Origin of the sequence: Metasolibacillus sp. (assembly GCF_025291715.1) — a bacterium.
In the GTDB taxonomy this organism is placed as follows: domain Bacteria; phylum Bacillota; class Bacilli; order Bacillales_A; family Planococcaceae; genus Metasolibacillus; species Metasolibacillus louembei.
Window position 1 is genome coordinate 106,271 of sequence record NZ_JAMBIZ010000002.1, and the last position, 14,031, is coordinate 120,301.

13 protein-coding genes are annotated in these 14,031 nt (G+C 39.2%); 1 reads left to right on the forward strand and 12 read right to left on the reverse strand.

The features are described from left to right. Positions 1 to 133 precede the first annotated feature (133 nt). Positions 134 to 367, forward strand: coding sequence for a DUF2627 domain-containing protein (locus M3Z76_RS02195; RefSeq protein ID WP_293920531.1), 234 nt, complete (start codon positions 134 to 136; stop codon positions 365 to 367). 45 nt (positions 368 to 412) lie between these two features. Here M3Z76_RS02195 and M3Z76_RS02200 read toward each other — a convergent pair whose 3' ends face one another. The 12 genes from M3Z76_RS02200 to folD form a co-directional block, all read right to left on the reverse strand. Next, positions 413 to 1,123 carry a glycerophosphodiester phosphodiesterase gene (locus M3Z76_RS02200; RefSeq protein ID WP_293920532.1) on the reverse strand — a complete coding sequence of 237 codons (711 nt, stop codon included), beginning with the start codon at positions 1,121 to 1,123 and terminating at the stop codon, positions 413 to 415. After that, on the reverse strand, positions 1,124 to 2,695 hold the full coding sequence (locus M3Z76_RS02205; RefSeq protein WP_293920533.1) for a flagellar assembly protein A: 1,572 nt from the start codon (positions 2,693 to 2,695) through the stop codon (positions 1,124 to 1,126). A 363-nt stretch (positions 2,696 to 3,058) separates the two neighbouring features. Next, a complete protein-coding gene (gene spo0A, locus M3Z76_RS02210) occupies positions 3,059 to 3,856 on the reverse strand; it encodes a sporulation transcription factor Spo0A (protein WP_293920534.1) in 798 nt (265 codons plus the stop codon). A 397-nt stretch (positions 3,857 to 4,253) separates the two neighbouring features. After that, a complete protein-coding gene (locus tag M3Z76_RS02215; protein ID WP_293920535.1) occupies positions 4,254 to 5,180 on the reverse strand; it encodes a SpoIVB peptidase S55 domain-containing protein in 927 nt (308 codons plus the stop codon). Positions 5,181 to 5,421: 241 nt separating this feature from the next. Next, positions 5,422 to 7,113, reverse strand: coding sequence for a DNA repair protein RecN (gene recN / locus M3Z76_RS02220; RefSeq protein WP_293920536.1), 1,692 nt, complete (start codon positions 7,111 to 7,113; stop codon positions 5,422 to 5,424). Between the two features lie 12 nt (positions 7,114 to 7,125). Beyond that, a complete protein-coding gene (gene ahrC / locus M3Z76_RS02225) occupies positions 7,126 to 7,575 on the reverse strand; it encodes a transcriptional regulator AhrC/ArgR (protein WP_293920537.1) in 450 nt (149 codons plus the stop codon). Between the two features lie 133 nt (positions 7,576 to 7,708). Continuing rightward, positions 7,709 to 8,533 (reverse strand): TlyA family RNA methyltransferase, encoded by an 825-nt coding sequence (locus M3Z76_RS02230; protein ID WP_293920538.1) that lies wholly within the window; start codon positions 8,531 to 8,533, stop codon positions 7,709 to 7,711. Beyond that, complete coding sequence (gene dxs, locus M3Z76_RS02235) at positions 8,530 to 10,431, reverse strand: 1-deoxy-D-xylulose-5-phosphate synthase (RefSeq protein WP_293920539.1); 1,902 nt, start codon at positions 10,429 to 10,431, stop codon at positions 8,530 to 8,532. Before dxs ends, M3Z76_RS02230 begins: the two co-directional genes overlap by 4 nt. Positions 10,432 to 10,578: 147 nt before the next feature. Continuing rightward, positions 10,579 to 11,454 carry a polyprenyl synthetase family protein gene (locus M3Z76_RS02240; protein ID WP_293920540.1) on the reverse strand — a complete coding sequence of 292 codons (876 nt, stop codon included), beginning with the start codon at positions 11,452 to 11,454 and terminating at the stop codon, positions 10,579 to 10,581. 3 nt (positions 11,455 to 11,457) lie between these two features. Next, a complete protein-coding gene (gene xseB / locus M3Z76_RS02245) occupies positions 11,458 to 11,685 on the reverse strand; it encodes an exodeoxyribonuclease VII small subunit (protein ID WP_293920541.1) in 228 nt (75 codons plus the stop codon). 3 nt (positions 11,686 to 11,688) lie between these two features. After that, positions 11,689 to 13,038, reverse strand: a complete 1,350-nt coding sequence (gene xseA, locus M3Z76_RS02250) for an exodeoxyribonuclease VII large subunit (protein WP_293920542.1) — start codon at positions 13,036 to 13,038, stop codon at positions 11,689 to 11,691. Between the two features lie 97 nt (positions 13,039 to 13,135). Further along, entirely contained in the window at positions 13,136 to 13,990 is an 855-nt protein-coding gene (folD, locus tag M3Z76_RS02255; protein ID WP_293920543.1) for a bifunctional methylenetetrahydrofolate dehydrogenase/methenyltetrahydrofolate cyclohydrolase FolD, read from the reverse strand. Positions 13,991 to 14,031 lie beyond the last annotated feature (41 nt).

Sequence of the window (14,031 nt, forward strand, 5' to 3'; positions counted from 1 at the left end):
CCATAATAATTAAGAATTTTCTAACTATTCAGAGGTTACTGAAACATGGCAAAAACAGCACAATGACGCCTGTTTTCTTGACAATATTATAAGGGGTTGTACAATAAATAAGATAGAGTTAGGAGGTAGGAAAATGGCTCGAATGGCTGCATTTATTGTACTACTAATTCCTGGACTTATGGCAGCTGCTGGAATTAAATTGATGCGAGATACACTGTTCGGTGTGTTGATTTCTCCCATCCCTTGGATTTGGTTACAATTTGTCATTGGGATTATTTTATTTTTAATCGGCTTCGGCTTTTTTGCAGGCTTCTTACTACACAGAGATCGTAAAAAAGGAAAAGTAGCAGAGCGTTGGCAAAAATAAAAAGGTGTAGGAAAATGGTTTACAACCTCTCTTCCTACACCTTTTCTATATGCTATTTTTCGCTACAATATCTGGATAATCCGTAATCCACCCTACAACACTTGGATGTGGCTGAGCAATAAAAGACTCCTTGCCTGTGATGCTATAAAAGCGAATGTTTTTTCCCGCATACTCGCACGCTTTTAAATAGTTGCGCTTATAATATTTTTTATGCGCATGGATTGTATCGATATGTGATAATTTCCCCAATTTTGTCCAATCAAATTTTTTCGTCACTAAAAATGCCGTTTCTATATGTGGACAATGTTTTTTCACAATAATAAGTAACTGCTCATAAAATGATGAAAAATGGCTGTGAGCTGGCAGGCGAATCGTTTTTAATAGCTGAATTAATGCATCTTGATTTGTCATTAGTGATTCCTTTAGCTCAATGTTCAAGGCCACGTTTTCTTTATTCGCCCATTCAATGATATCATGCAGTTTGGGCATATGCTTCGTTGAGAAAATACGCGAAAAGCGCTTTCCTAAACGGTAGCTTTGCAGCTCTTCTAACGAACAGTCCTGTACAAGCCGATTCACACCTGTTAAACGCTTTATATTATTATCGTGAAAAACTATCAATTGTCCATCTTTTGAGCATTGCACATCCAATTCGATACCATTTGCACCGAGCTTTAGCGCTTTTTGAAATGCCTCCATTGTGTTTTCAAGAGCGTAGGCAGAAGCACCTCGATGTGCATATATCGGAAGGCTCATTTATACATTCAACTCCCCTGAATCCAATAAAAATGTACCATTTGTCATTTTTGTTAAAAGAGATGATTTCTTACCAATTTGAATATACGTACCAGGGTACGCTTCTTTCGTAATTTTAATTTCCTCTTTTCCAGCGTTGTGTAAATCATTAATGCTCACTTTAATTTCGTTATCTAAGCTTGCGACATATTTTTTTAATGCGTTGATTTTTTGCTTCACTTGCTCGACAACAGCTGCTTGCTGACTATTTAATGTGCCCTGTGATGACAAAATTTTTTCCAATTGCGCCTCATATTTCACAATTTCATCCTGCTCATTTTTCAATAGCTTCGCTTTTTCTTGAATGATTGCTTGCAGCTCTTTTTTATTGAATGTATTAATAATAAGCTCTGTTCTGCGTTCTAAGTGATTACCTGCAATAGCCGATACAATCATATCCTTCGCTGTTGCCGTTCCACCTATAATTTTCCCCTTGCGCTCATCTAAAAAAATAGAATTTGCTGATAAGTGCGAGCCTAACGAATAAGATCCAATATGAATTTCTCCATTGGCTTTCAAATTTGCTTCATTTACGTGCTTTATATATATATTTCCTCCAGCCTCGATTTCGGTTTCCCCTAAACCGAAAACGCCGCCACGAATGTAAATATCTCCCTCTAATGAACGAATAAGCTTAGCCCCTGTTATTCCTTCATTTGACTCAATGGAAATATCCCCTTTTGCGATAATGGAAAAACCGCTTTGTACAGTTCCTCGAACGGTTAAAGAGCCTTGAAAATCGATGTTGCCTGTTTCAATGCCGATATCATTATTAATGGATAAATGATGGCTAATTGTTAACTGCCCTTGCACTTGACCTAATGCACCAGCATATTTAGAACGTAAAACAATTTTGCCATCCTCTTCTACTTCATAAGCTGCTTTGCGATCATATTTTAAAGGTATATCCTTGCCGTGAGCAGCCACAATCGTTTCTCCAAAAATGGTTTGGCCATCAACTCCTGGCTGTGCCAATATTTTTTCACCGAGCCAGCTGTCCTCATGTATTTCAAAAATAAAATTCATTTCATAGTAATCGGCTTTCCCATCCTCTTGAATAACCGGTTTACGTTCAGGTATTTCCAAATATGTAATTTTTGCATCCTCACCTTTAATTGGTGGTGTACCTTGTGCAATTAAATATGCTTTTGTTGGAACGATTTTTTCTATTTGAATTGGTTGAATACCATGAACAATCTTTTTTTGCTGTAAAAGGCTTTCAATTTCAGCGATGAAGCGCTCACTATTTTGCTGTAATTCCTCTACAGTTTCATAAATAAAAAGTGAAGCCGACATATTATCACGCGCTACTTCAATTTCGATATTGGGCAGCCATATACCAATTTCAGTTGTCGTCTCACTTTCTGTTGCTAATACATTTTTTAATACAGCAAAATTAGTCAACTTGACACGTGGATGCGATCTCAAAATAGTATCAAAGTCCTTTAAAGAAAAACCCGATTTGATTGTGCGAATAAACACTTTTCCATTTTGCTCTGTCATTTCAAAATAATCATTCGTAAAAATAGACACATAATTCCTCCTTCCCCTTCTTATTTAGTATATACAATAAACAAGCATTTGTTTAGTCGTTTTATAAAATTCTCAAAAAAACTAGAAAATTGTTAATTTTATTGCATTTAGATGGAATAAGCCATCTATCCTACTTAAAATAAGTTAAATAGATCGGAAAATAAACATAGGCCTTTTAACCTACCAGCATCAAAGATTTCATTATTTGTGAATAGAGCCTATATGCACTTGTTCATACATACACCATGAAATCATTTGTTTTTGACATACAAAACACACGCTCATTTATCCGTAGCGAGAAACGAGCGTGCGCTTAATATATACATTTAATTATTTATAGCTCTCAAACAGCCATCTTCACACTCAGCTCGCCACTAACTCAATGCGAATTTTATCAGCAATCATGGCGATGAATTCTGAATTTGTTGGCTTCGATTTTAGGTGGTGCACCGTATAACCAAACATTTCGGAAATCGATTCATAGTTCCCTCTATTCCATGCAACTTCGATAGCATGACGAATCGCACGCTCTACACGTGATGGTGTTGTATTGAATTTTTCTGCGATATCTGGATATAAAATTTTCGTTACAGAGCTAAGTAGCTCGATATCGTAATAAACCATTTGAATCGCTTCACGTAAATAAACATAGCCTTTAATGTGTGCTGGCACGCCAATTTCTTTAATGATTGCTGTAATTGTCGTATCAAGCTGACGCTGGTCAACCTTTTGTGCACCTTTCGGCTGTAGCACGCTCGTACGCTGTTGCTTTGTTGGCTCAGGTGCATGCTTCGCACATTGTAGAATTTTTTGCTCTAGCTGCTCGAATTCAAAAGGCTTCAGCATAAAGTAGGAAGCACCATAGTTTACTGCTTGCTTCATAACATCCTCTTGTCCAAAGGCTGTTAGCATAATAACTTGCATATTTTCTAAACGATTATCGTTATATAAAGTCTCTAATACCGCTAAGCCGTCGAGATGTGGCATAATGATATCAAGCAACAAAACATCAGGTTGGACCTCTTCTAACATTTTAATGCATATTTTACCGTTTTGTGCAGTCGCAATTAATGCGATATGCGTATGATCTGTGAAATATGCTTCCATCGCTTTCAACAAATCTCGATTATCATCCGCAACTGCAATTTTTACTTTTGACATTTATAAAGCCCCCTTAAATAATTAATTTCTACAGTTTCCCCTATCAGTTACACCGAGGCGTAATTGCGACTAGATTTTTTTTAAGCTTGAAAAAATCTGTGACATCCGCCAGAAGTTTTATCATGATTCAGCGGACGTTTAGACACTTGTCGCAGAAAAAATTGCTGAATCATGATAAATAATCCCAATTTGATTATGGAGTACCGCTTTTGAGTTTTCGACATATTTAATAAAAACCCTTTATTATGTATGAAAAATAAACATGAAGTTATATAAATTCCTTATATAGTGACAAAAAGCTACCTTTTTCCACAAATTACGAAACCATTCCTTGTTATTTTATCAGAAAAATTTGTAAAAGACTATACCCGAAAGAATTGGTATAGTCTTTTAGTCCTTATTTTGGTGATTTTTTTAGCATTTCTCCTATCGACAAAGCAGCACCTTTTGCAGGATGTTCGACAAACATATGCGTTACCGCACCGACAAAACGGTCATTTTGAATGATTGGGCTACCGCTCATTCCTTGTAAAATGCCGCCTGTTTTACTTAATAATTTAGGGTCAGTTACGCGAAATACAATATTGGCTCCATCAACTTTATCAATGGTAATTGCAAATTTTTCAACTTTTTCGCCTTCAATCGCTGTCAGCATTTGCGCTTCACCGCGCTTTATTTCTGAATCATGCATAATTTCCAATGGCTGTCGCAAACTTTGTGATAAACCTTGTTCCCATTCTCCAAATACGCCATAAACATTGTTAAACAAAACGTTACCTAGTCGCTGCCGATCCTTATTTACAATCGAAATTTTATAACCAGGCTGACCAGGTTCACTTTTTTTCACCTGTGAAATGGAAGCTAAAAAAATGGCGCCGTCAATAAATGGAGGTGGCGTTGTCAATGCACTGTCAACAATTTGATGGCCAAGCGCTCCATATTCGTTCGTTGTAGGGTCAAGAAATGTCAAAGTTCCAATGCCATCTGTTTCATCTTTTAAAAAGGGCAACACATTTTGTATTTCTTCGCTTGTTAAGTTTAAAACTTTCTCTTTGTTCGCACGTTCAATGCGCAATGCTGATGGCTCTTTAATTTCAGCAAATTGCTGTATTTGATTAATCTCTTGCTCATCAACTGCGAGCACTTTATCACCTTGCTTTAACCATTCGCCATTTGGTAAAAGTATGTCATGTGATACGTAAATAAAGGGTAGTTTTAACTGAATACCAATTGATTGCCCCATTGGTATGAGTTCCTTTGCAGATACTTGCACAGGAATCAAAATAAAGAAAATAACGAGTAAAAGATTACGCAAATGGCACATTTCGTTGTCACCTCCTTTTCATCTTACCGATACTATGTGCGGACTTTTCATGAGTTATGAACGGTAAATATTTGTCGAAACAAAAGCTGTCTGAAAAGCAAGCTAACGCTTGGCGTCTCTGACAGCTCTTAACGATTTTATTGAAATATAAGCCAATTGGAAAAATGAATATACTGGATTCAGTAGCATTTACTCACTACGATTAGGAGCTGCCTGAAAATCAGACAGCTCCTTAAAAAATTTATAGCATTGCTCGTTTTCTTGTATCTGCAATTTCTACAAGTTCCTGTGCATGCTGCAATGTTAAATCGGTAATTTCCGCACCACTCATCATGCGGCTTACTTCCTCAATACGGGCACGTTCTTTAATTTCCGTCACCGTTGTAAATGTACGGTCATGCTCAACTTGCTTTTTAATTAAATAATGCTGATCGGCCATCGCAGCCACCTGTGGTAAATGTGAAATGCAAAGCACTTGTGAATGAATGGAGATTGCCGCAATTTTTTCAGCAATCGCCTGTGCTACACGCCCACTTACACCTGTATCGACCTCATCGAAAATAATCGATGTAATGCCGTTTGTTGAAGAAAAGATTGTTTTTAATGCCAGCATCATACGCGACAACTCACCGCCTGAAGCAATTTTTGGCAACGATTTCGGTGGCTCGCCTACATTTGTTGAAATGTAGAATGCGACATAATCTTTCCCATATGCATCAAATGTATCCAAGGATTCAAATTTAACGATAAATTTCGCCTTTTCCATATGTAACACACGCAATTGCTCCATAATCGCTTCACTTAAAAGCACCGCATGCTTTTTACGAATCGCAGTTAATTGCTCTGCTAGCTGCTGTAGCTCTACTTCCATTTGACGCAAACGTTGCTCATTTTTTTGAATGGTTTCGTCATGATTCATTAGCTGCATTAACTCCTCAGAAATTTTATCATAATAGGCTAAAATTTCTTCAACAGTCGTGCCATATTTACGCTTCATCGTTTGATACTGTGCCAAACGTTGCTCAACCTCGTTTAAGCGCCCTGCATCAAATTCCAATTCATCCAATACATTTTTTATTTGATAGCTGGCATCCTGCAATGCATAAAAGCTTGTTGTCACTGCCTCTGCCGCTTCTTTAAATTGCTCATCTAATGAAGCGATATCATCAAGTGCTGACATCGCATTGCCAATATAATCTAAGCCATGCTGCTCAGCTGAAATCGCCTCATAGGCGATGCTTGCACGCTCAAAAATTTTATGGAAATTCATTAAGCGCAAGCGCTCTTCAGTGAGTGTCTCTTCCTCGCCAAGCTTTAGCCCTGCGTCTTCAAGCTCATTCATTTGAAATTGGTATAAATCAATGCGCTGTGCCATTCGTTGCTCATCTAAGCTAAGTGCAGCAACTTCACGCTTCAAATTGCGATAAGCTTCATATTTTTCACTATAGATTGTTAAAACGGGCGCAAGCTCATCCTGCGCAAAATGGTCTAATAAATGAATATGCTGCTTTTCATCCATCAGCTCTTGATTTTCATGCTGACCATGTATATCAATTAAGCTGCCACCAATTTCACGCAAAACATTTGTCGGAACAAGCTTGCCATTAATGCGACAAACGCTTTTGCCGTTATCATTAATATCACGACGTAAAATAATGGTACCATCCTCAAATTCAATCCCAGCTTCATCAAGCTTTGCAAAAACCGGATGGTGATCATCCATAATATGAAAGAGACCACCAAGTTCTGCTTTTCTTGCGCCATGACGGATAAATTCCTGTGAGGCACGACCACCTGCAAGTAAATGCACAGCATCAATAATAATGGACTTACCAGCACCCGTTTCACCTGTTAAAACAGTTAAACCATCCGCAAAGCTTACTGTTAAATCATCAATAATCGCAAAATTGCGAATACTTATCTCTCTTAGCAAAAAATCCACCTCTTATAGCATATCTAATAAACGCTCTTTAATCATTTCTCGATCTGCCTCTGTTCGACAAATAAGTAAAATCGTATCATCCCCAGAAATTGTACCTAATAGCTCGTCCCAATCTAAATGATCAAGCAAGGAAGCGATAGCATTGGCATTCCCTGGTAACGCTTTGACCACTAAAAAATGTGACGCACCATCAATGCTAACAAAGGCATCCGCTAATGCACGACGCAGCTTTTGAATTGGATTAAAACGTTGATCTGCGGGCAAGCTATATTTGTATCGACCATCCTGCATTGGCACTTTTACAAGATGTAGCTCTTTAATATCGCGTGATACGGTTGCCTGCGTTACATTGTAGCCCGCATTTTTTAAATGCATAACTAAATCATCCTGTGTTTCAATTTCATTATTTGTAATAATATCGCGAATTCGAATATGGCGTTGACCTTTATTCAATTTCCTCACCTCTTATGAATAATTATGTATTTGTATTAATAACACTACCACTTCATCCAAAAAAGTACAAGAAAAATAGGCATAGACAACTCAAAATGCTACTGCATATTGATGCCTCTACCTATTTCCATCATTATGTGGCCTTTAATTCATAGTGAGCTTGTGTGACAATTTGCTCAAAATCAGTGAAAGCCTCAATTGTTTGCCCATCTTGCGGATTAACAAGATGGAATAAAAATTCAATATTCCCTTCTCCACCGGTAATTGGTGAATAGGAGGCATTCTTTACTACAAAGCCAACATTCGTCGCCATTTGTGCCGTTTGTTGCAACACCTCTAAATGAATTTTCGCATCACGCACGATACCCTTTTTACCAACGTTTTCTTTACCAGCCTCAAACTGCGGCTTTACTAAAGCCATCACATCGCCACCAGGTAGCAAAATCGTTTTTAATACAGGTAATATTAAAGATAAGGAAATAAAGGATACATCAATTGTTGCAAAATCAGGCAAGCCTTCTACTAAATCTTCAGGCTTTGTATAACGGAAATTTGTTTTTTCCATGACCGTTACGCGCTCATCTGAACGGATTTTCCAAGCTAACTGATTGGAGCCTACGTCTAATGCATAGCAATGACGCGCTCCATTTTGTAATGCACAGTCTGTAAAACCACCCGTTGAGGAACCAATATCTAGCATTAATTTGCCTTCGACCGATAGCTCAAATACTTCAAGTGCTTTTTCAAGCTTTAGCCCGCCACGACTGACATATTTTAATTGCGATCCCTTCACTTGCAGCGGTGCATCAACAGCAATTTTTTCGCCTGCCTTATCGATGCGCTCCTCGTTTGTATAAACGAGTCCAGCCATAATGGAGCGCTTCGCCTTTTCACGCGTTTCACAAAACCCACGCTCCACTAATAAAATATCTACACGTTCTTTCGGTTGTTTTGTCATACAGTTTTCAAACTTTCCTGCTGCTTTAATTGGATAAGCTTTTCGATACGCTGTATTGCCTCTTCAGCTGTTACACCGATTTCCGCTAATAATTCGTCTACATTGCCATGCTCAATAAATTCATCTGGAATTCCGATACGATCAATTAGTGTACTGTAACGATGATTCGCAGCAAACTCTAACACAGCACTGCCAAAGCCACCTTGTAATACAGCCTCTTCAATCGTTAAAATCGGCATATTTTCTTGCATGAACTCATGTAGCATCGCTGTATCTAACGGTTTGATAAAGCGTGCGTTAACAATTTTCACGCTTATACCTTGCTGCGCTAATGCCTCTGCCGCTTCAAACGCCATTGGAATCGTTGTACCAAATGTTAAAATGGCTGCATCTGTTCCTTCACGTAACACTTCCCACGTACCGATTGGAATCGCTACCATTTCTTCATCAAGCGGCACACCAATACCGTTGCCACGTGGATAACGTAGCGCGATTGGTCCATCATTATATTCAAGCGCTGTTTTCACCATATGTTGCCCTTCATTCTCATCCTTTGGCATCATTAACACCATATTCGGGATATGACGTAAAAAGGCAATATCGAATACGCCTTGGTGTGTTTCACCATCTGCACCAACTAAGCCTGCACGGTCAATGCCGATAAAGACATTTAAGTTTGGCCTTGCAATATCATGTAACACTTGGTCATATGCACGCTGTAAAAATGTTGAGTAAATCGCTAAAAATGGCTTCATTTCCTGTGTTGCTAACCCTGCTGCCATCGTCGCTGCATGTTGCTCTGCAATGCCGACATCAAAGAAGCGTTCAGGGAAATCACGTTGAATGCTTTCTAGCTTCGAACCGACAGGCATAGCAGGCGTAATCGCCACAATGCGCTCATCTGTTTCCATACATTTATGAACAGATTGTGCAATTAAGCTACTCCATGCCGGACCTGCTGTAGCAGATTTCACAAAAGCACCTGTCTCCATTTTATATGGGCCCGTTCCATGCCAAGTACCAACTGTATCATCTTCGGCAGGCTTATAGCCCTTGCCCTTTTTTGTAATGACATGTACAAGCACAGGACCTTTTACTTTTTTCGCATAGTCTAATGTTTTTTCAAGCGCTTCAAAATCATGACCGTCAATTGGTCCTAAATATTTAAAGCCTAGCTCCTCGAAAAAGACACCAGATACGACTAAATATTTTAAGCTATCTTTCACTTTTTCCGCCGTTTGTGCAAGTTTCCCACCGACAACAGGAATTTTATTCATTAACGATTCAAGCTCTTCCTTCGCTTTTGAATATTCCTTTGCTGTACGCAGGCGACCTAACACATTGTGCAATGCACCAACATTTGGTGCAATGGACATTTCATTATCATTTAAAATGACAATCATATTCGTTTTTTCATGACCGATATGATTTAATGCCTCTAATGCCATACCACCTGTTAATGCACCATCACCGATAATTGGAATGACATAATTTTTATCCTTTTTAATATCTCGAGCAGCAGCCATTCCCATCGCAGCTGATAAAGATGTTGAGCTGTGCCCCGTTTCCCATTCATCATGCTCACTTTCAACACGCTTTGGGAAACCGCATAAACCTTTAAATTGACGTAATGTATCAAACTCTCCAGCACGTCCTGTTAAAATTTTATGAACGTATGCTTGATGTCCTACATCCCATAAAAATTTATCCTTTGGGCTATTAAACGTTTTATGCAACGCAATTGTTAGCTCTACAACACCTAAATTCGGCCCAATATGTCCTCCTGTGACAGAGCACTTTTCTATTAGAAATGAGCGAATGTCAGAAGCTAATGCTTCCAGCTGCTGCTGATTCAAATTTTTCAAAAAGGATGGATTAGTTATTTTAGTTAAATCCACCTCATCCACACACCTTTACATTTAAATATTCACCGTATTGTGATTTCTCTATTATAACAGTGTCCTTTGCCCATGTCATAAAAAACGCTGTTTTTCTACAATGACAGACAATTTGCTTTCTTCAAAGCCCGCAAAACATCGTACCATTTATTTATTGCGTTTGACAATATAGTTTGCAAATTCGTGGAGTAGTGTCGTATCTTTCGATAAGCGCTGTAATGCAGCAATTGCTAATTCGAAATGCTCATTTAATTTTTCCTTTGCCCCATCTAACGTTAACAATGCAGGATACGTGCTTTTCTCGCTTGCAATATCTTTTCCCGCCGTTTTCCCTAGCTGCTCAGACGTTCCTTCAATATCTAAAATATCATCTTGAATTTGGAATGCTAAGCCAATATGATGTGCATAGTCCACTAGTGCCACTCTTTCTTCAGCTGTCGCATGCGCTAAAATAGCGCCTGATTCAATGCTATAACGCAGCAATGCACCCGTTTTATTGATATGCACCTGCTCAAGCTCCTGTAAATTTAATTGGCGCTTTTCGCCGTCCATATCCAAGACCTGACCACCAACCATGCCTTCTGCTCCTGCTGCAATGCTTAATAAATTAATTAATTCAATTTTTGTATCAGCTGCAATCGGCATGCGTGCTAAAATGCCAAAGCTCAACGTGTTCAGCGCATCTCCTGCTAGCGTTGCTAACGCTTCGCCATAAACGACATGATTCGTTGGCTTTCCTCGACGCAAAGCATCATCATCCATACATGGTAAATCGTCATGGATTAATGAATACGTGTGAATCATTTCAACGCAAGCCCCAACTGTATATGCAGGTGCCATGTCGACTTGAAAATAATCACAAACAGCCGCAACAAATAATGGACGAATTCTTTTGCCGCCAGCATTTAATGAATATAGCATCGAATCCTTTAATGTAGTAGGTGCTACGATGTTTTCAACTAAATGCACCATTTCCTTTTCAATAGCTGGTGTATGCGCTTCGATAAATGTTGTTAATTGCATGCTTTACTTCTCTCCATTCCCCGCTTGAAACGGCTGCTTATTCCCATTTTCATCAACGATTGAAATTAATTGCTGCTCCGCATGCTGCAATTTATCATTGCAAAACTTGGAATATTCCATTCCTTTTTTATATAAATCAATCGCTTCCTCTAAAGGCACCTCGCCTTGCTCTAGCTTGCGGACAATGTCTTCTAATTCGGTCATCGCCTGTGCAAATGTTAAATTTTCCATCCATCATTCCCCCTTCTGTAGCTCAATGTCCATCACCTTCGCACGAACAATCCCATCTTGGTAATGAATTTCAATTGCATCATCGAGCGCTAACTGTGCAGCCTCTTTGATAACTTGGTCTTCCCGATATGTTAAATTAAAGCCTTTTTCCATCATCGCCAACGGATTTAAAGCAGCAAGTGTGCGTATTGTTGAATGCAACTGTGATTTTCCCTCGTTTAAACGATACTGTACAGCACGATTTAGCTCATTATGCAATTGTGCTAATTTTTGCTGCTCCATTTGGATTGATTTTTGAGGAGAGAAAAACTGCATTTTAGCAAATGTTTTTTCAGCCTCATTGCGTTTTTTCAGCATATATACTTGCATTGCTTGCTGCAATTTCATATCAGTGTGTGCCAAGCGCTCAATAAAAGGACGATACAATTTTTCGGGCGTTGCTAACGGATAAGCTTGTTGATACTTTTGTAGACGATTCCTTTCAAAGCGAAGTTGCGCTGTTACAATTTGCTGTAACCTTGCCACATTCGTCGTAATGCGCTCCTTTAGCTCATGCTGGTTTGGCACAGCAAGCTCCGCTGCTGCTGTTGGTGTCGGTGCGCGCAAATCAGCAACAAAATCGGCAATTGTCGTATCGGTCTCATGCCCAACTGCACTAATAATTGGAATGCGACTTTCGAAAATTGCACGTGCTACAATTTCTTCATTAAAAGCCCATAAATCCTCAATTGAGCCACCGCCACGTCCTACGATTAACACATCACATTGTGCATGTCGATTGGCTAATTGAATGTTTTTGGCAATATTTGCAGCTGCACCTGCTCCTTGCACAAGCGTTGGATAGATGCATATTTCCGCCTGTGGATAGCGACGTTGAATCGTTGTGCAAATATCACGAATTGCTGCACCTGTCGTCGCTGTCAACACGCCAATTGCTTTCGGAAAGGGCGGGATTGCTTGCTTAAAATTCGGATTGAATAAGCCTTCCCTTTGTAAAGTTTCCTTCAGCTGTTGAAAGGCGATAAATAAGCCCCCAATACCGTCTGGCTCCATCGTTTGTACATACAGCTGATAAATACCTGCCGTTTCGTAAATGTTGACATCCCCACGAATATAAACCATCATGCCTTCCTCTGGCTTAAATGCGAGCTTTGCTGCTGCCGTGCGAAACATCGTTGCCTGAATGCGGGCAGCATCATCTTTTAATGTAAAATAAATGTGGCCAGAGCTATGCATTTTTACGTTAGAGAGCTCTCCTTTTACATACACTTCACGTAAATGAGGGTCAGCATCAAATTTTCTTTTAATATATTTTGTCAATGCTTTGACAGTTAAATAAGAAGAGTTGCTCAAAGCGCTATCTCCCCTTTCTTTACCTTGTTCAGTTTAACTTGAAACATACTAAAAAGGAGCCGTCTGAAAAGTCATTTTGAGACGGCTCCTTTTGCTTTTACGGCTGAACTGTTTTCGCTGCTGCTTGTACCGTATTTGCTAGTAGCATCGTAATCGTCATTGGACCAACGCCCCCTGGCACTGGTGTAATATGTGAAGCAATACCATCTACTGCTGCAAAGTCAACATCTCCACATAAATGATTGTCCTCATCACGATTAATGCCAACATCAATGACAACAGCACCTTCTTTTACATGTTCAGCTGTAATGAAATTTGCACGACCAACAGCTGCAATTAAAATATCTGCTTGCTTTGTAAATGACGGTAAGTCAGGTGTTTTAGAGTGCGTATATGTAACCGTCGCATCTTTTTGTAACAATAGCTGTCCCATTGGCTTGCCAACAATATGACTACGTCCAACGATCACCGCATGCTTCCCAGCGACTTCAATACCGCTATGCTCCAATAATTTCATAACTCCATAAGGTGTGCATGGTAAATAAGTTTCTTGCCCAAGCATCATTTTTCCTACGCTAATTGGCGCAAAACCATCCACATCTTTGTCTGGAGAAATTGTCGCGATAACTGAATCTTCATTAATATGCTTTGGCAATGGTAGCTGCACAAGAATACCATGAATATCGTTACGCTCGTTTAACTCACGAATATGCTCAAGTAGCTGTTGTTCTGAAATCGTTTCTGGCAAAGTGATTAACTCTGAATACATGCCGATTGCTTCACACGATTTTTGCTTATTCGTCACATATGTTTTCGAGGCAGGATTATTTCCTACTAATACAACGGCTAAACCAGGTGTAACGCCCTTAGCCTTTAGCTCCTCCACTTGTTTCGCTACAGAGCCTCGAATTTCTTGACCGATTTCTTTTCCATTAATAATTGCACTTGACATACTACAATTCCTCCCAATTCACTCTATTAATTGTCTGATTG